17 protein-coding genes are annotated in these 17,235 nt (G+C 65.9%); 15 read left to right on the top strand and 2 right to left on the bottom strand.

Annotated features, from left to right (window positions below; all coding sequences use genetic code 11):
• Positions 1–99: 99 nt before the first annotated feature.
• Positions 100–1,332: an FAD-dependent oxidoreductase gene (locus KW843_RS24200; protein ID WP_218297699.1), complete on the bottom strand. Its 1,233-nt coding sequence runs from the start codon at positions 1,330–1,332 to the stop codon at positions 100–102.
• A gap of 49 nt (positions 1,333–1,381) precedes the next feature.
• A complete protein-coding gene (locus KW843_RS24195) occupies positions 1,382–2,740 on the bottom strand; it encodes an amidase (RefSeq protein ID WP_218297698.1) in 1,359 nt (452 codons plus the stop codon).
• Between the two features lie 214 nt (positions 2,741–2,954).
• Here KW843_RS24195 and rpsB point away from each other — a divergent pair, with 214 nt between their 5' ends.
• From rpsB to rnhB, 15 genes are all read left to right on the top strand, one after another.
• Entirely contained in the window at positions 2,955–3,707 is a 753-nt protein-coding gene (rpsB, locus tag KW843_RS24190; RefSeq protein ID WP_218297697.1) for a 30S ribosomal protein S2, read from the top strand.
• Between the two features lie 104 nt (positions 3,708–3,811).
• Positions 3,812–4,738 carry a translation elongation factor Ts gene (gene tsf / locus KW843_RS24185; RefSeq protein ID WP_218297696.1) on the top strand — a complete coding sequence of 309 codons (927 nt, stop codon included), beginning with the start codon at positions 3,812–3,814 and terminating at the stop codon, positions 4,736–4,738.
• 50 nt (positions 4,739–4,788) lie between these two features.
• On the top strand, positions 4,789–5,511 hold the full coding sequence (gene pyrH / locus KW843_RS24180; RefSeq protein WP_056413356.1) for a UMP kinase: 723 nt from the start codon (positions 4,789–4,791) through the stop codon (positions 5,509–5,511).
• A gap of 58 nt (positions 5,512–5,569) precedes the next feature.
• On the top strand, positions 5,570–6,130 hold the full coding sequence (frr, locus tag KW843_RS24175) for a ribosome recycling factor (protein WP_218297695.1): 561 nt from the start codon (positions 5,570–5,572) through the stop codon (positions 6,128–6,130).
• A 23-nt stretch (positions 6,131–6,153) separates the two neighbouring features.
• Positions 6,154–6,885, top strand: coding sequence for a polyprenyl diphosphate synthase (gene uppS, locus KW843_RS24170; protein ID WP_218297694.1), 732 nt, complete (start codon positions 6,154–6,156; stop codon positions 6,883–6,885).
• Between the two features lie 8 nt (positions 6,886–6,893).
• Entirely contained in the window at positions 6,894–7,751 is an 858-nt protein-coding gene (locus KW843_RS24165; RefSeq protein WP_218297693.1) for a phosphatidate cytidylyltransferase, read from the top strand.
• Entirely contained in the window at positions 7,751–8,929 is a 1,179-nt protein-coding gene (ispC, locus tag KW843_RS24160) for a 1-deoxy-D-xylulose-5-phosphate reductoisomerase (RefSeq protein ID WP_218297760.1), read from the top strand. The genes KW843_RS24165 and ispC overlap by 1 nt, the downstream gene beginning before the upstream one ends.
• 26 nt (positions 8,930–8,955) lie before the next feature.
• Entirely contained in the window at positions 8,956–10,320 is a 1,365-nt protein-coding gene (gene rseP, locus KW843_RS24155) for an RIP metalloprotease RseP (RefSeq protein ID WP_218297692.1), read from the top strand.
• A 45-nt stretch (positions 10,321–10,365) separates the two neighbouring features.
• The gene (bamA, locus tag KW843_RS24150) at positions 10,366–12,663 is read left to right on the top strand and encodes an outer membrane protein assembly factor BamA (RefSeq protein WP_218297691.1); all 2,298 of its coding nucleotides are present in this window, start codon (positions 10,366–10,368) and stop codon (positions 12,661–12,663) included.
• Positions 12,663–13,181 (top strand): OmpH family outer membrane protein, encoded by a 519-nt coding sequence (locus tag KW843_RS24145; RefSeq protein WP_218297690.1) that lies wholly within the window; start codon positions 12,663–12,665, stop codon positions 13,179–13,181. Before bamA ends, KW843_RS24145 begins: the two co-directional genes overlap by 1 nt.
• A gap of 24 nt (positions 13,182–13,205) precedes the next feature.
• Positions 13,206–14,189: a UDP-3-O-(3-hydroxymyristoyl)glucosamine N-acyltransferase gene (gene lpxD / locus KW843_RS24140; RefSeq protein ID WP_218297689.1), complete on the top strand. Its 984-nt coding sequence runs from the start codon at positions 13,206–13,208 to the stop codon at positions 14,187–14,189.
• A gap of 16 nt (positions 14,190–14,205) precedes the next feature.
• Entirely contained in the window at positions 14,206–14,646 is a 441-nt protein-coding gene (fabZ, locus tag KW843_RS24135; RefSeq protein ID WP_010457855.1) for a 3-hydroxyacyl-ACP dehydratase FabZ, read from the top strand.
• 20 nt (positions 14,647–14,666) lie between these two features.
• Positions 14,667–15,455, top strand: coding sequence for an acyl-ACP--UDP-N-acetylglucosamine O-acyltransferase (gene lpxA / locus KW843_RS24130; protein WP_218297688.1), 789 nt, complete (start codon positions 14,667–14,669; stop codon positions 15,453–15,455).
• A 9-nt stretch (positions 15,456–15,464) separates the two neighbouring features.
• On the top strand, positions 15,465–16,628 hold the full coding sequence (lpxB, locus tag KW843_RS24125; protein WP_218297687.1) for a lipid-A-disaccharide synthase: 1,164 nt from the start codon (positions 15,465–15,467) through the stop codon (positions 16,626–16,628).
• Positions 16,594–17,220, top strand: a complete 627-nt coding sequence (gene rnhB / locus KW843_RS24120; protein ID WP_218297686.1) for a ribonuclease HII — start codon at positions 16,594–16,596, stop codon at positions 17,218–17,220. Before lpxB ends, rnhB begins: the two co-directional genes overlap by 35 nt.
• Positions 17,221–17,235 lie beyond the last annotated feature (15 nt).

Below are 17,235 nucleotides of genomic sequence, written 5' to 3'. Positions count from 1 at the left end.
GGCCGCGGCGCGTTGCCGCGGGCCCTTTCGATCCCCGCGCCCAGCATCCCTGGCGGGTTTGCCGGGCCTCCCGTTCCGGGGGGGGGGCTCCAGCACGCTCTAGAAACGCTGGATGCCGAACTCCTCGAGGCCGATCTCGGGGCTGCGCTGGCCGATCAGGTCCGCCACGGCCCGGGCGCTCCCGCAGGCCAGGGCCCAGCCGCCGGCGCCGTGGCCCGTGTTGAGCCACAGCCCCGGCACCCCGCTGGGGCCCACCACGGGGGCCGCGTCGGGGAGCATGGTGCGCGCGCCGCGCCAAACCTGCAGCCCCGAGGAGAGCTGCGCCCCTCCGGGGAACCAGTCGTTGAGCGTGCGGTACAGGCGCTGCAGGGTGGGCGCATGGTGGTCCGCGTCAGCGCCCGCCAGCTCCGCGCCACCGGCAATGCGCACACGCTGCCCCAGGCGGGTGATGGAGATCTGCTGGGCCATGTCCACCACGCTGGCGCGTGGCGCGTGCGTGGACTCACGCAGGGGCGCGCTGACCGAATAGCCGTACACGGCGGTCATCGGCAGGCGCAGCCCCAGCGGCGGCAGCAGCGCGGCCGAGGCCATGCCCGCGCACAGCACCACGGCATCGAAGCGGCGCAGCTCGGGCTCGCCTGGCACCGCAATGCCCAGGGGGCTGGTGCCGATGCGTTCGACACGGGTGTTGAACGCGAACTGCACGCCCGAACCCTGCGTGCCCTGGCGCAGCAGTTGCGCGAACAGGCGGCAGTTGCCGGCGCTGGCGTCCGGCAGGTGGATGGCGCAGGCCAGCGGGGCGTCGGGGGACAGCCCGGGCTCGATGTGGCGCGCCGTCGCGGCATCGATCTCGCGTGCCGCCACGCCGCAGTCGCGCAGCACCTGCAGGGCCGGCTGCAGCGCGGCCTGCTCCTGCTCGCTGCGCAGCAGCACCAGGCGTCCGTCACTGGATTCGAAATCCAGCTCGTGCTGGCTGGCGATGGCCTTCAGGCGCTCCTGGCTGTACCGCGCCAGTTGCTCCAGCGCCGGGGCCGGCGCGCTGTTGGCGCGTGCCGCGCGGCGCCAGCGCCACAGCCAGGCCAGATGGTCCTGGCCCAAGCCGGACGCCAGCCGCAGCGTGGCGTGGGCGCCCATGAGCCGCAGCGCCTGGCCGAAGCCGGGCAGGGCCCAGGGGCTGAGCATGTGGGAGCCCAGCAGGCCGGCCGTGGCAAAACTGGCTTCTTCGGCGGCAGCGCTGCGCTGCTCGAACACGGTGACCTCGTGGCCGTCGCTGGCCAGCTCATAGGCAGTGGTGACGCCGACAATGCCGGCGCCCACGATGGCAATCTTCATGAATTTGGGTGTTTTTAGCCTCTAGAGCTTGATTATCAAGCGCTTGCAGCTATTGTTTTTGTAGTATTTTTTCGATTTGCAGGCCCGTGTTGAGCACGGTGTCATCCCGCAGGGCCCCGTGCCAGACCATCAGGCCCACCGGGAGTTCCCCCGGTACATGGCAGGGCAGGGACAGCGCGCAGCCGTCCAGCAGATTGACGGCGCTGGTATTGCGCAGCAGCAGGGTGTTGACGCGGAAGAACTCGGCGTCGCGCGCCGCATCCTGCGCGGCGTCCTGGCCGCCGGCCGGGGCCACATCCGCCAGGGCGGGGGCCACGATGGGCACGGTGGGGGACAGCAGGACGTCGTAGCCTTCCATGCACGCGTGCATGCGGGCCATCCAGTGCTGGCGGGCCTGCAGCAGGTCGATGTATTCCCATGCCATCAGCGCCGCACCCTTGTCGATGCGCGCACGCACACGGGGGTCGTAGCGCGTGCCCGCGCGCTGCAGCAGTTCGCGGTGCCAGGCGTAGGCTTCGGGCGCGGAGAAGCCATGCAGCGGCTGCTCCTGCATGGGGGGCATGTCGATGGTGTCGATGGTGGCGCCCGCCGCGCGCAGCGCGGACAGGGTGCGCTCGAACGCCCGGGCCACCGTGGCGTCCATGCCGTCCAGGAAGACCGTCGAGGGGACGGCCAGGCGGTATTGCGACAGCGGTGCCAGGCTGCGCGTGACGCTCCGGGCGGCCAGCACCTCGTGCGCCACGATGGCATCGCGCACGCTGCGGGTCATGGCGCAGGCCGTGTCGAGCGTGGTGGACAGCGGGACGGCCCCGGCCGTGGGGACCAGCCGCGCGGTGTTCTTGAAGCCCACGATGCCGTTGAGCGCCGCCGGAATGCGGATCGACCCTCCCGTGTCCGACCCCAGTCCGATGAACGCAGCCCCCGTGGCCACCGACACGGCGGCGCCCGACGACGAGCCGCCGGGAACCCGTGGCGCGCCGGGCAATGCGCCCGACCGGGCATCGAAGGCCGCGGGCGTGCCGAAATGCGGATTCACCCCCACGCCTGAAAACGCGAACTCCACCATGTTCGTGCGGCCGATGACAACGCCACCCGCGGCACGCAGGCGCGCCACCGCGGGGCTGTCGGCCGCTGCGGCGGGCGCATCCGCCAGCACCGTGGAGCCGGCGGGCGTGGGCTGGCCGGCGATGTCGAACAGGTCCTTGACCGATACCGCCAGGCCGGCCAAGGGCAGGCGGTCCAGGCTGGCTTGCACCGCATTGGTGCGCGCTTCCCCGAACAGCGTGCGCACGAAACTGTGGGTGTTCGCAGGGGACTGGGCGGCTTCGATGCAACGTTCCAGCTCTGCGGGCACGGCGGTGGTGCCGTCCCGCAGGCGGTCGCGGGTGGCGATCAGGTCAGGGAGCATGGGTGTGCTAGAATCTTTGGGTTTTGCTGGGAGCAGTAACGCGGGCAAGGGGCAGTGCAATCCGGTGTGATCGGGCATTGTCGCAATGTGCGTGTGGCGGCTTGCGCAGAACCAATCGCAAACCAGCCCTGTCAAGGTGTTGCGTCTTTCGTGAGAAACCACGGCGGCGCAAGTATTGGGGCTGGATTTTAGACCCAACCTTTGGAGTATTTTTATGTCCGTTACCATGCGCGAAATGCTGGAAGCCGGTGTCCACTTCGGTCACCAGACCCGCTTCTGGAACCCCAAGATGGCCCCCTACATCTTCGGCCATCGCAACAAGATCCACATCATCAACCTGGAAAAGTCGCTGCCACTGTTCCAGGAAGCCCAGAAGTTCGCCAAGCAACTGGCTGCCAACCGCGGCACGATCCTGATGGTCGGCACGAAGCGCCAGGCCCGTGAGATCCTGTCCACCGAAGCCCTGCGCGCTGGCGTGCCCTTCGTGGACCAGCGCTGGCTGGGCGGCATGCTGACCAACTTCAAGACGGTCAAGACCTCGATCAAGCGCCTCAAGGACATGAAGGCCCAGCAAGAAGCTGGCCTGGACAGCCTGAGCAAGAAGGAGCAGCTGACGTTCTCCCGCGAGATCGAGAAGCTCGAAAAGGACATCGGCGGCATCCAGGACATGGCTGCGCTGCCCGACGCCATCTTCATCATCGACGTGGGCTTCCACAAGATCGCCGTGGCCGAAGCCAAGAAGCTCGGCATCCCGCTGATCGGTGTGGTCGATACGAACCACTCGCCTGAAGGCATCGACTACGTGATCCCTGGCAACGACGACTCGGCCAAGGCCGTGACGCTGTACGCCCGTGGCATCGCCGACGCGATCATCGAAGGCCGTGCGAACGCCGTGAACGAAGTGGTCAAGGCCGTGACGGCCGAGAGCTCCGACGAGTTCGTGGAAGTGCAAGAAGCCGCCGCCTGATACCCGGCTGCGCGATCCGTCGCGAATGAAAGCGGGGCCCCTGGTGAGCCCCCTTTTTTTTAGGCTGAATCTAATCGATTGAACTGAACACTGAAGGAATAAAGATGGCTGCAATTACCGCAAGCATGGTGGCTGAACTGCGTGGCAAGACCGACGCACCCATGATGGAATGCAAGAAGGCCCTGACGGAAGCCGACGGCGACATGGCCAAGGCCGAAGAGCTGCTGCGCGTCAAGCTGGGCACCAAGGCGGGCAAGGCTGCATCGCGCATCACGGCCGAAGGCGTGGTGGCGAGCTACATCGACGGCACCACCGGTGCCCTGGTCGAAGTCAACAGCGAAACCGACTTCGTCTCCAAGAACGACAGCTTCATCGCCATGGCCAATGCCGCCGCGAAGCTGGTGGCCGAGCACAACCCCGCCACCGTCGAAGCCCTGGGCGCGCTGCCCTACAGCCAGGACAGCTTCGGCCCCACGCTGGAAGACGTGCGCAAGGGCCTGATCGGCAAGATCGGCGAAAACATGTCGTTCCGCCGCTTCAAGCGCTTCAGCGGCTCCAGCCTGGCAGCCTACCTGCATGGCTCGCGCATTGGCGTGGTCGTCGAGTTCGACGGCGATGCCGCTGCCGCCAAGGACGTGGCCATGCACGTGGCCGCCATGAAGCCCGTGGCCCTGACCAGCGCCGACGTGCCTGCCGACCTGATCGCCAAGGAACGCTCTGTCGCCGAAGGCAAGGCCGACGAAGCCAACAAGGAACTCGTGGCCGCCGGCAAGCCCGCGCAAAGCGCGGAAATCACCGCCAAGCGCATCGACGGCGCCGTGCAGAAGTACCTCAAGGAAGTCTCGCTGGCTGACCAGGTCTTCGTGAAGGCCGCCGACGGCAAGCAGACCGTGGCCCAGATGCTCAAGGCCGCCAACACCAACGTGAAGGGCTTCACGCTCTACGTCGTGGGTGAAGGCATCGAGAAGAAGGTCGACGACTTCGCCGCCGAAGTGGCTGCCCAGGTGGCTGCTGCCAAGGCTGCTGCCTGATCGTTTCCGCAACCCCCCAAGCCCCGCATCTATCACCGGAGAAATTTCCCATGTCCCACGCCGCACCAGCCCACAAGCGCATCCTGCTCAAGCTGTCTGGTGAGGCGCTGATGGGGGATGACGCCTTCGGCATCAACCGCGCCACCATCGTCCGCATGGTGGAGGAGATCGCCGAAGTGACGCGCCTGGGTGTCCAGGTGGCCGTGGTGATCGGTGGGGGCAACATTTTCCGTGGCGTGGCTGGCGGCTCGGTCGGCATGGACCGTGCCACCGCCGACTACATGGGCATGCTGGCCACCGTCATGAACGCGCTGGCCCTGGCGGACGCCATGGACAAGCAGGGCCTGGTGGCCCGCGTGATGTCCGCCATCGCCATCGAGCAGGTCGTCGAGCCCTACGTGCGTCCCAAGGCCCTGCAGTACCTCGAAGAGGGCAAGGTCGTGGTGTTCGCGGCCGGTACGGGCAATCCGTTCTTCACCACCGACACGGCGGCTGCCCTGCGCGGTGCCGAGATCGGCGCCGAGCTGGTGCTCAAGGCCACCAAGGTGGACGGCGTATATACTGCCGACCCCCAGAAGGACCCCACGGCCACGCGCTACACGAAGCTCAGCTTCGACGAGGCCATGTCCCGCAACCTGGGCATCATGGATGCGACCGCCTTCGCGCTGTGCCGCGACCAGAAGCTGCCGGTGCGGGTGTTCTCGATCATCAAGCATGGCGCCTTGAAGCGCGTGGTGATGGGCGAAGACGAAGGTACGCTGGTTTACGCTTGACGACGACGATGATGGCTTGCGGCCTGCACCGGATGCAGGCCGGCCCCGAGGAGAAAACATGACGATTGCCGACATCAAGAAGAATGCAGAGACCAAGATGGACCAGTCCATCGCGGCGTTCAAGAACAACCTGCAGAAGATCCGCACCGGCCGTGCCAACCCCGCCTTGCTCGACACCGTGCAGGTCGAGTATTACGGCTCCTTCGTGCCCCTGAGCCAGGTGGCCAATGTGGCGCTGATCGATTCGCGCACCATCAGTGTCCAGCCCTGGGAAAAGGGCATGGGCGCCAAGATCGAGAAGGCCATCCGCGAAAGCGATCTGGGCCTGAACCCCGCGTCCATGGGCGATCTCATCCGCGTGCCCATGCCACCCATGAGCGAAGAGCGCCGCAAGGAAATGACCAAGCTGGCCCGCAATGAAGGCGAAAGCGCCAAGATCGCCGTGCGCAACCTGCGCCGCGATGCCAACGAGTCCGTCAAGAAGCTGGTCAAGGACAAGCTGGCGTCCGAAGACGACCAGAAGCGCGCCGAAACCGACGTGCAGAAATTCACCGACAGGCACATCGCCGAGATCGATGCGCTGGTGGCGGCCAAAGAGCAGGAAATCATGGCGGTTTAAGCCTTGAGGGCTTGAACGTTCACATGTCTGTATCTCCGGTGGTGCCGCACCACATCGCCATCGTCATGGATGGCAACGGCCGCTGGGCCACGCGCCGCTTTCTGCCGCGCCTGGCCGGCCACAAGCAAGGGGTTGATTCACTGCGCCGCTGCGCGCGCGCCTGCGTGCAGCGTGGCGTGGGGGTGTTGACCGTCTTCGCGTTCTCGTCCGAAAACTGGAACCGCCCGGCGGATGAGGTCTCTGGCCTCATGGAACTCCTGGCGATGGCGCTGGCACGCGAAGTGCCGCAGCTCAAGAAGGATGGCGTGCGCCTGTATTTCGTGGGTGAGCGTGCCGGCCTGTCGCCCAAGGTGCGCGATGGCCTGGCGCAGGCAGAAGCCGCCACGGCGCAAAACACCCGCCTCGTCCTCAACGTCTGTTTCAACTATGGCGGCCGCTGGGACATCGCCCAGGCCGCCGCATCGCTGGCAGCGCGCGGCGAGCCCATCACCGAGGCCAGCCTGCACGGTGCGATGGGTCTGGCCCATGTGCCCGATCCGGACCTGGTGATCCGCACCGGGGGGGAAATGCGGATCAGCAACTTTCTGCTGTGGCAGGCCGCATACTCCGAGTTCTTCTTCAGCGACCGGCTGTGGCCGGATTTCGACGAGTCGGCGCTGGATGAGGCGATTGCTGCCTTTGGCGGCCGCGAGCGCCGTTTTGGCAAAACCTCCGAACAGATCCTGTCCGCGCATCCCCATCCGATGCCGGGCTGAAAGGCCCCATGCTCAAACAGCGCGTCATCACAGCCCTTGTCCTGCTGGCCATTCTGCTGCCGGCGCTTTTTTATTCATCGTCCACCGTCCCGTTCACCCTGGTGGTGCTGGTGCTCATGGCGGCTGGCGCCTGGGAATGGGGCCGTTTGAGCGGTTTCGGACAGGCGGGCTCCGTGGCGGTGGGGGGCGCGTGCGTCGCCCTGTGCGCCGGGTCGTGGGCCCTGGGCTGGATTGACCGCCCGCTGGCGGGGCTCTGGGTGGCGGGGGGTGGCCTTTGGGTGCTGTCCGCGGCCTGGCTGCTCAGGGCTGGCGTGCCCGGCTGGCCTCGCATTCCGGCGGCGGTGCGCCTGGTGGCCGGGGTGCTGGCCCTCTGGCTTGCGTGGCTGGCGGTCGTGCAGGCGCGCAACGTGGGCGTCAACTTCCTGCTGTCGGTGCTGCTGCTGGTGTGGGTCGCCGACATCTTCGCGTACTTCGCGGGCCGTGCTTTTGGCCTGCGCTTCACCAAGGGCAAGCTGGCCCCTTCCATCAGTCCCGGCAAAAGCTGGGAGGGCGTGTGGGGCGGCCTTGCCGGCGTGCTGGCCATGGCATTCATCTGGGTGGCCGCCGATGCCCACTGGCAGGCGGCCGTTCCCAGCTTCTACAGCCGCATGGCGCAGCAAGGCTGGTGGCTGCTCGTGATCGCGGCCCTGTTCATGGTGGCCATGAGCGTGTCGGGTGACCTGGTGGAGTCCCTCATCAAGCGCAGCGCGGGCGTGAAGGACAGCAGCGGCCTGTTGCCCGGGCACGGTGGCGTGCTCGACCGGGTGGACGCCTTGCTGCCCACCCTGCCGCTGGCCATGATGCTCACGAGCCTGACAACGCAATGATGAAACAACGACTGACTGTCCTGGGTTCCACGGGCTCCATCGGTACCAGCACGCTCGACGTGGTGGCCCGCCATCCCGAGCGCTTCGAGGTGTTCGCGCTCAGTGCCGCGACCCAGGTGGACCTGATGCTGGCGCAGTGCGCGCAGTTCCGCCCCCGCTACGCCGTGATGGCGAGTGCCCCCCATGCGGCGCTGCTGGCTGAAAGACTGCAGGCAAATGCCCTTCCAACGCAAGTCCTTCAAGCGCAAAATGCTCTTGAAATAATAGCATCCCACCCTGACGTGGATGCCGTGATGGCGGCCATCGTGGGCGCTGCCGGCCTGGCGCCGTGCCTGGCTGCAGCGCGCGCGGGCAAGCGGCTGCTCCTGGCCAACAAGGAGGCCTTGGTGGTGGGCGGCGGGTTGTTCATGCAGACCGTGCGCGAGGGCGGCGCGACGCTGCTGCCCATCGACAGCGAGCATTCCGCGATTTTCCAGTGCCTGCCCGAAGATCCGGCGACCTGGGCCGAACGCGTCGACAGCATCCTGCTGACCGCGTCTGGCGGTCCCTTCCGCCAGCGGGATCCGTCCACGCTCTCGCAGATCACGCCCGACCAGGCCTGCGCGCACCCCAATTTCTCGATGGGCCGCAAGATCTCGGTGGATTCGGCCACCATGATGAACAAGGCGCTGGAAGTGATCGAGGCGCGCTGGCTGTTCGACCTGCACCCCGACCAGATCAAGGTGGTGATCCATCCGCAGCAGATCATCCACTCGATGGTGCAGTTCAAGGATGCATCGATCCTCGCCCAGCTCGGTACCCCCGACATGCGCGTGCCGATCGCCTGCGGCCTGGCCTGGCCGGAGCGCATCGCCAGCGGTGCCAGCCGGCTCGACTTCTCTGCCTTGACGGCGCTGGCGTTTGAGGATGCCGACGCGGCCCGTTTTCCCGGGCTGCACCTGTCCTGGCAGGCGCTCAAGGCGGCCGAAGGCACGACCGCCGTATTGAACGCCGCCAACGAGGTCGCGGTCGGGGCCTTCCTGTCGGGGCGGCTGCGTTTCGACCGTATCCATGCCGTGAATCTTGCAACTTTGGACGCGGTTTCTCCCTCCAAGCCGGATTCCCTCGAAGCCCTGCTGGACCTGGATGCCCAGGCACGCAATGCTGCCGAGCACGCCGCGGGCCGCCTGGCGGCCTGAGTTCTCACAGCACCACGGACCCGTACATGCTCCTTACCATCGTTGCCTTCATCGTGGCCCTGGGCCTTCTGATCGCCGTGCACGAATATGGCCACTACCGGGTGGCCGTGGCGTGCGGGGTCAAGGTGCTGCGCTTCTCGGTGGGCTTTGGCAAACCATTGCTGCGCTGGCAGCCCAAGGGGTCGCCCACGGAGTTCGTGCTGGGGGCTTTTCCGCTGGGGGGCTATGTGCGCATGCTGGACGAGCGGGAAGCGCCCGTGGCCGCCGAGGAGCGGCATCTGGCTTTCAATACCCAGCCGCTGCGCTCCCGCGCGGCCATCGTGGCCGCGGGGCCGCTGGCAAACCTGCTGCTGGCGGTGCTGCTGTATTCCATTGTGAACTGGAACGGGGTGGACGAGCCCAAGGCGGTGCTCGCCAGTCCGGTGGCCGGGTCCGTCGCGCAGAGTGCCGGCCTGCGGGGCGGCGAGCTGGTCGCGCAGGCAGCGCTGGGGTCGGACGAGATGGAGCCCGTGCGGTCGTTTGAAGATCTGCGCTGGCTGCTCACGCGCGGTGCGCTGGAGGGTGTGAACGTGCGCCTCGACGTGCAGCCGCAGTCGGGCGCCGTGCACCGGGAAATCCTGCTGGACATGTCGAAGATCGACAGCCGGGAGGCGGACGCCCAGCTGTTTCGCAAGATCGGCATCCTGGGGCCGTGGACGCGGCCGGTGCTGGGCGAAGTCATGCCTGACGGGGCCGCAGCCCGCGCTGGATTGCGCCAGGGGGACGTGGTGCTCAGAATCGGTGCCAGCGACGTGGTGGACGGCCAGCAGCTGCGCGAGCTGATCCGCCAGTCGGTGCGGGGAAGCGAGCCATTGGCACAGTCCTGGCGCATTGATCGCTCAGGCCAGGTGCTGAGCGTGGACGTGTTGCCCGAGGCCAAGCCGGAACTGGGCGCCTCCGTCGGCCGCATCGGGGCGTATGTCGGGGCCCCCCCTGAATTCGTGACGGTGGAATATGGCGTGTTCGAGGGGGCCTGGGCCGGCGTGGTCAAGACCTGGGATGTATCCATCCTCACGCTTCGGATGATGGGGCGCATGGTGATCGGCGAGGCATCGCTCAAGAACCTCAGCGGCCCCCTGACGATCGCCGACTACGCAGGGCGCTCCGCCAGCCTGGGACTCTCGCAGTACCTTGTCTTCCTTGCGCTGATCAGCGTGAGCCTGGGCGTGCTCAACCTGCTGCCGCTGCCTGTCTTGGATGGAGGGCACCTGATGTATTATCTTTGGGAGGGTGTCACGGGCAGGGGGGTGTCGGATGCATGGATGGAGCGCCTGCAGCGTGGAGGCGTTGCGGTCCTGCTTCTCATGATGTCCATTGCCCTGTTCAACGATATCACCCGGCTCTTTGGCTAACACTTTTGCCGCGCTTGCCCTGCAACTGCGGCTCCAGCTTCATTCATGAAAAAACACATCAATCGCCTGGGCGTGCGTACCGCATCGGCCGTTGCAGCCATGATTTTTGCCGCCAATGCGGCATGGGCTCTGGAGCCTTTCAAGGTGCAGGACATCCGCGTCGAGGGCCTGCAGCGCGTGGAGCCCGGCACCGTGTTTGCCTCCATGCCGCTGCGGGTTGGTGACGACTACAACGACGAGAAGGGCGCCGCGGCCATCCGCGCTCTTTTCGGACTGGGCCTGTTCAAGGACGTGCGCCTGGAGGCGGCCGGCAACGTGCTGGTGGTGGTGGTGGAAGAGCGGCCCACCGTCGCCGACGTTGACTTCGCCGGCACGCGCGAGTTCGACAAGGACGCGCTCAAGAAGGCCATGCGCGATGTCGGACTCACCGAGGGCCGGCCTTACGACAAGGCGTTGACGGACCGCGCCGAGCAGGAGCTCAAGCGCCAGTACATCAACAAGAGCCTGTACGGCGCCGAGGTTGTCACCACCGTGACGCCGATCGAGCGCAACCGCGTCAACCTGACCTTCACCGTGGTCGAGGGCGAGCCTGCCCGCATCAAGGAAGTGCGCCTCGTCGGCAACAAGGCCTTCAGTGAATCCACGCTCAAAGGCCTGTTCGACCAGGACACCGGGGGCTGGCTCAGCTGGTACACCAAGTCGGACCGCTACTCGCGCGCCAAGCTCAATGCCGATCTGGAGACGCTGCGTTCGTACTACCTGCAGCGCGGGTATCTGGAGTTCCGGGTCGACTCCACGCAGGTCGCCATCTCGCCCGACAAGCAGGACATCTCCATCACCGTCAACGTGACGGAAGGCGAGCGCTACGTGGTCTCGGGCGTCAAGCTGGAGGGCAACTACCTGGACCGCGAAGACGAGTTCAAGTCCCTGGTCACCATCCGCGCGGGCGAGCCCTACAACGCGGACCAGGTCACGGAAACGACCAAGGCGTTTTCAGAGTATTTCTCGCGTTTTGGCTTCGCCTTCGCGCGCGTGGAAGCCGTGCCCGAAATCGATCGCGAAAACAACCGGGTCGCTTTCGTGCTGCAGGCCGAACCTTCGCGCCGCGCCTATGTGCGCCGCATCAACGTGAGCGGCAACAACCGCACGCGCGATGAAGTGATCCGCCGTGAATTCCGCCAGTACGAAGCCTCGTGGTACGACGGCGAGAAGATCCGCCTGTCGCGCGACCGCGTGGACCGCCTGGGCTTCTTCACCGAAGTCAATGTGGAAACCCAGGAAGTGCCGGGTTCCCCCGACCAGGTCGACCTCGTGATCAACGTGGCGGAAAAGCCCACGGGCTCGCTGCAGATGGGGGTGGGTTTCTCCAGCGCCGAAAAGGTGTCGCTGTCGTTCGGCATCAAGCAGGAAAACATCTTTGGTTCCGGCAACTACCTGGGCATCGATGTCAACACCAGCAAGTACCGTCGCACGCTGGTGTTCAGCACCACCAATCCATACTTCACGCCGGAAGGCATCTCGCGCACGCTGGATGTGTACTACCGCACGGACAAGCCCTACGAAGACCAGGGCGGCAACTACGAGTTGGTGACCACCGGAACGTCGGTGCGATTCGGTGTTCCGTTCAGTGAAACCGATACCGTGTTCTTTGGTGGGGGGCTGGAGCAGACCAAGATCAAGGCGGGTACGAACATTCCCGCCACCTACCTGGCCTATGCCGACCAGTTTGGCTACAGCAGCACCTCCATTCCTTTGACGATCGGTTGGTCGCGGGACGACCGCGACAGCGCTCTGGCGCCGAATTCCGGCCGCTATCAGCGCCTCAATTCAGAATGGTCGGTGGCAGGGGATGCCCGTTATGTACGGGCCAACTACCAGTACCAGCAGTACGTGCCGCTGAACAAGCGCTTCACCATCGCCTTCAACGGCGAGGTGGGCATCGGCAAGGGTATGAACGGCAGGCCGTTCCCCGTGTTCAAGAACTTCTATTCGGGGGGGCTGGGATCCGTGCGCGGCTTCGACCAGGGTACGCTGGGGCCGCGTGACGTGACGGGCGCGTCGTTGGGGGGGCCCAAGAAGGTCACCTTGAACGCGGAGCTGATCGCACCCTTCCCGGGCGCGGGCAACGACCGGACACTGCGTGTATTCACCTTCTTTGATGTGGGTAATGTGTACGGAGAGAACGAAAAAGTTACTTTCAGTGACATGCGTTCCTCCGTCGGCCTGGGCCTGAGCTGGATTTCCCCGCTGGGTCCGTTGCGCCTGGCCTTTGCGCAACCGGTGCGCAAGTTCGCCGGCGATAGAATCCAGAAACTGCAATTCCAGATTGGAACGTCTTTCTAATGAAATCCTTTTCTCGCCATATCTCTCTGGCCCTGCTGCTTGGCACGCTTGCCATCGCAGCGCCTGCACAAGCGCAAGAGTTCAAAGCCGGGTTTGTCAACACCGACCGCATCTTCCGCGAGGCCAGCACCGCCAAGGCTGCACAGGCCAAGCTGGAGCAGGAATTCTCCCGCCGTGAGAAAGAACTGGTGGACATGGGCAACACCCTGAAGACCGCCACGGAGAAGTTCGAACGCGAAGCTCCCACGATGGCTGAAAGCCAGCGCACCACCCGCCAGCGCCAGCTGGTGGACCAGGACCGTGAATTCCAGCGCAAGCGCCGCGAATTCCAGGAAGACCTGAGCGCCCGCAAGAACGAGGAACTGTCCCAGGTGCTCGAACGTGCGAACAAGGTGGTCAAGCAGGTGGCAGAGGCGGAGAAGTACGACGTGATCCTGCAGGAGGCCGTCTACATCAACCCCAAGCACGACATCACCGACAAGGTGATCAAGGCGCTGAATGCCGCTGCCGGCAAGTAAGCCCCAGCGCTGGACAGGTGGCGCGTGAGCTTGCTTCTCGGGCACATAGTTGATGCGCTCGGTGGCTCGCTGGAAGGAGGTGCGGCACGGAATGCCGTCATTTCCCGCATCGCGCCCCTGGAGGTTGCAGGGCCGGGAGACCTCAGTTTCCTGAGCAACCCCCGCTACCAACAGCAACTGGCCGCCTCCCGGGCGGCCTGTGTCATTGTGGCGCCTGCCATGCGCGATGCCGCCCTGGCCCGTGGCGCCTGCATCGTGGCGGACAACCCCTACGTGTACTTCGCGCGGGCCACGCAGCTTTGGCGCCGGCTCAATGCCCCCGCAGTGCAGGGCGGTGTGCACGCGAGCGCGGTGGTGGACCCGTCGGCGCAGGTCGATGCCACCGCCACCATCGGTCCCCTGTGCGTGGTGGAACGCGGTGCGCGCATTGGCGCAGGAACCGTGCTCAAGTCCCGTGTCACGGTGGGCGAGGGCTGCCGCATCGGCGCGCGCTGCATCGTGCACCCCGGCGTGGTGATCGGCGCCGACGGCTTTGGTTTTGCGCCCGAGAACGGGCAGTGGGTCAAGATCGAGCAACTGGGGGCCGTGCACATTGGCGACGATGTCGAGATCGGCGCCAACACCTGCATCGACCGTGGTGCGCTGCTGGACACCGTCATCGAAGACGGCGTCAAGCTCGACAACCTGATCCAGATCGGGCACAACGTGCGCATCGGCAAGCACTCTGCCCTGGCGGGGTGCGTGGGCGTGGCCGGCAGCGCGACCATTGGCGCGCACTGCACCGTGGGCGGCGGCGCCATCGTGCTGGGCCATCTGGAGATGGCGGACAACGTGCACATCTCTGCCGCCACGGTGGTCACGCGCTCTTTGAGCCAGCCTGGGCAATACACGGGCATGTTTCCCATCGACGACAATGCGCGTTGGGAAAAAAACGCTGCAACACTCAAACAACTGCACAGCTTGCGAGAGCGCATCAAGGCGCTGGAGCAAGCTCTGAAAGCAGCATGAACGGAAGAACAACTCGATGATGGATATCCACGCAATTCTCAAGCAACTGCCCCACCGCTACCCGTTCCTGCTGGTGGACAAAGTGATCGAGCTTGAGAGCAACACCCGCATCAAGGCGATCAAGAACGTGACGTTCAACGAGCCTTATTTCATGGGGCACTTTCCAGGGCGCCCGGTGATGCCGGGTGTGTTGATCCTCGAGGCCCTGGCGCAGGCCGCCGGCCTGCTGGCGTTCGACGCGATGGGTAAGGTGCCCGATGAAAACAACATCTACTACTTCGTCGGCATCGATGGCGCGCGCTTCAAGCGGCCGGTGGAGCCGGGCGATCAGCTGATTCTCTCCATCACGATCGACCGCGTGCGCGGCGGCATCTGGAAGTTCAAGGGCGTGGCCAGCGTGGGCGAGGAAGTGGCCTGCGAGGCCGAACTCATGTGCACCATGCGCAGCGTGGGTTGATCCGCTCAGACTTGCAGATCGTGAGCAATATTCATCCCACGGCCATAGTCGCGCAAGGCGCCAGTCTGGATCCCACGGTCACGGTGGGCCCCTACACGGTGATTGGTCCCGACGTGGTGATCGGGGCGGGAACCACGGTGGGGCCGCACTGCGTGATCGAAGGGCGCACCACGATCGGCGCCGACAACCGCATTTTCCAGTTCGCATCGCTGGGTGCCGTGCCGCAGGACAAGAAGTACGCGGGCGAGCCGACCGAACTCGTCATCGGCGACCGCAACGTGATCCGCGAGTTCTGCACCTTCAATCTCGGTGTGCCGGGAGCCGGCGGTATCACGCGCGTGGGCAGCGACAACTGGATCATGGCGTACACCCACATCGCGCACGACTGCCGCGTTGACAACCACACCACGCTCTCCAACAACACCACGCTGGCAGGCCATGTGCACCTTGCCGACTGGGTCACCATCGGCGGGCTCACCGGCATTCACCAGTTCGTCTCGATCGGTGCCCATGCCATGGTCGGCTTTGCCAGCGCCGTGTCGCAGGATGTGCCCCCCTTCATGCTGGCCGACGGCAATCCGCTGGCGCTGCGCGGCCTCAACATCGTCGGGCTGCGCCGCCGGGGCTTCTCGGCAGAGCGTGTGGCGGGCATCAAGCAGATGCACCGCCTGCTCTATCGCCAGGGGCTGACACTGGAGGCCGCACGCGCAGGCGTGGCCGAGTTGCCAGCCGCCCATCCGGAGGCTGCGCCCGACATCGCCATGATGCTGGGTTTCCTGGATACCTCCACGCGCGGCATCGCGCGCTGAGGGGCAATGATGAAGGCTTCCCCCCGCGTCGCCATGGTGGCGGGCGAGACCTCCGGCGACCTCCTTGCCGGCCTGCTGATCGACGGCATGCAGGCCCATTGGCCGGGCCTGCAGTCCTGCGGCATTGGTGGCCCGCAGATGCAGCGCCGGGGTTTTGCCGCCTGGTGGCCCAGCGAGAAGCTCGCCGTGCATGGGTACAGCATGGAGGTGCTGCGCCGCCTGCGCGAGCTGCTGGGCATTCGCAAGCAACTGCGTGAGCGGCTGCTCAAGGAGCGTCCGGACGTGTTCATCGGCGTGGATGCGCCTGACTTCAACCTGAAGCTGGAGGCCGACCTGCGTGCCGCGGGCGTCAAGACCGTGCACTTCGTGTGCCCGTCGATCTGGGCCTGGCGCGCGGACCGTGTCGAGAAGATACGCCGCAGCGCCGACCACGTGCTGTGCATCTTTCCGTTCGAGCCCGAGCTGCTGGCGCGGCACGGCATTGCGGCGACCTACGTGGGCCACCCGCTTGCCGGCGTGATTCCCATGGTGCCGGACCGCGCTGCCGCCCGCGCCCAGCTCGGCCTGCAGGATGCCGACGAGGTGCTGGCCATTCTGCCGGGCAGCCGCTCCTCGGAGATCGCCTACATCACACAGCCTTTCTTTGAGGCTGCAGCGCTTGTCTTGAAAGCGCGTCCAGCTATTAAATTGATAGTTCCTGCCGTGCCGGCGCTGCGGGAGCGCATCGTGCAGGCGGCACGGGCCGCGGGTCTGGGTGGGGCGGTGCAGATCGTGTCCGGCCAGTCCCATGCCGTGCTGGCCGCCTGCGACGCCACGCTGATCGCCAGCGGCACCGCGACGCTGGAGGCGGCGCTGTTCAAGCGTCCCATGGTCATCGGCTACCACATGCACCCGTTGAGCTGGTGGCTCATGCGCCGCAAGCAGCTGCAGCCCTGGGTGGGGCTGCCCAATATCCTTTGCGGAGAATTCGTGGTCCCCGAGCTGATCCAGGATGCCGCGACACCCCAGGCGCTCTGCGCGGCAACGCTGCAATGGCTGGATGCGCGCCAGCACAATCCTGAGAAAATCACGGCCCTGGAGCAGCGCTTTACGGCGCTGCACGAAAGCCTGCAACGCAATACCCCCCAACTGGCTGCCGATGCGATCCAGAAAATCCTTCACCCAGCTGCCTGAACAGGCCTGCCTGCCATGGCACCCGCCGGGTCTTGTGTCCGGCGTGGACGAGGCGGGCCGCGGCCCGCTGGCGGGGCCCGTGGTGGCGGCCGCGGTCATCCTGGATGACCTCAATCCGATCGCCGGCCTTGCCGATTCCAAGAAGCTCACGCCTGCCCGGCGCGAGAAACTCTACGACGAAATCCGTGCCAAGGCGCTGTGCTGCAGCATTGCCGAGGCCAGCGTGGAAGAGATCGACCAGCTCAACATCCTGCAGGCCACGCTGCTGGCCATGCGGCGGGCCGTGATGGGGCTGCGCCTGAAGCCCGTCATGGTGCTGGTCGATGGCAACCGCCTGCCCACGCTGGGCATCCAGGCCGAGGCCATCGTCAAGGGCGATGCGCTGGTGCCGGCCATCTCGGCCGCCTCCATCCTGGCCAAGGTGCACCGCGACCGCTGGTGCGTGCAGGTGCATGAAGAGTTTCCGCAGTACGGGTTTGCCGGCCACAAGGGCTATGGCACCGCGGTGCACATGGCCGCCTTGCGCGAGCACGGGGCCTGCGTCCATCACCGGCGTTCCTTTGCGCCCGTGGCGCAGAGCCTGCTTGCCTGACGGAACCTGCTCGCC

It is taken from the genome of Acidovorax sp. sif1233 (assembly GCF_019218755.1).
Taxonomy (GTDB): domain Bacteria; phylum Pseudomonadota; class Gammaproteobacteria; order Burkholderiales; family Burkholderiaceae_C; genus Acidovorax.
This window is presented reverse-complemented; position numbering and strand designations above follow the sequence as displayed.

Excerpts from the sequence above, each read along its gene's own strand:
- KW843_RS24145 (WP_218297690.1), top strand. The coding sequence starts at position 12,663 with ATGAAATCCTTTTCTCGCCATATCTCTCTGGCCCTGCTGCTTGGCACG.
- bamA (WP_218297691.1), top strand. The coding sequence starts at position 10,366 with ATGAAAAAACACATCAATCGCCTGGGCGTGCGTACCGCATCGGCCGTT.
- tsf (WP_218297696.1), top strand. The coding sequence starts at position 3,812 with ATGGCTGCAATTACCGCAAGCATGGTGGCTGAACTGCGTGGCAAGACC.
- ispC (WP_218297760.1), top strand. The coding sequence starts at position 7,751 with ATGAAACAACGACTGACTGTCCTGGGTTCCACGGGCTCCATCGGTACC.
- rnhB (WP_218297686.1), top strand. The coding sequence starts at position 16,594 with ATGCGATCCAGAAAATCCTTCACCCAGCTGCCTGAACAGGCCTGCCTG.
- fabZ (WP_010457855.1), top strand. The coding sequence starts at position 14,206 with ATGATGGATATCCACGCAATTCTCAAGCAACTGCCCCACCGCTACCCG.
- rseP (WP_218297692.1), top strand. The coding sequence starts at position 8,956 with ATGCTCCTTACCATCGTTGCCTTCATCGTGGCCCTGGGCCTTCTGATC.
- pyrH (WP_056413356.1), top strand. The coding sequence starts at position 4,789 with ATGTCCCACGCCGCACCAGCCCACAAGCGCATCCTGCTCAAGCTGTCT.
- KW843_RS24200 (WP_218297699.1), bottom strand. The coding sequence starts at position 1,332 with ATGAAGATTGCCATCGTGGGCGCCGGCATTGTCGGCGTCACCACTGCC.
- uppS (WP_218297694.1), top strand. The coding sequence starts at position 6,154 with ATGTCTGTATCTCCGGTGGTGCCGCACCACATCGCCATCGTCATGGAT.
- rpsB (WP_218297697.1), top strand. The coding sequence starts at position 2,955 with ATGTCCGTTACCATGCGCGAAATGCTGGAAGCCGGTGTCCACTTCGGT.
- frr (WP_218297695.1), top strand. The coding sequence starts at position 5,570 with ATGACGATTGCCGACATCAAGAAGAATGCAGAGACCAAGATGGACCAG.
- lpxB (WP_218297687.1), top strand. The coding sequence starts at position 15,465 with ATGAAGGCTTCCCCCCGCGTCGCCATGGTGGCGGGCGAGACCTCCGGC.
- KW843_RS24165 (WP_218297693.1), top strand. The coding sequence starts at position 6,894 with ATGCTCAAACAGCGCGTCATCACAGCCCTTGTCCTGCTGGCCATTCTG.
- KW843_RS24195 (WP_218297698.1), bottom strand. The coding sequence starts at position 2,740 with ATGCTCCCTGACCTGATCGCCACCCGCGACCGCCTGCGGGACGGCACC.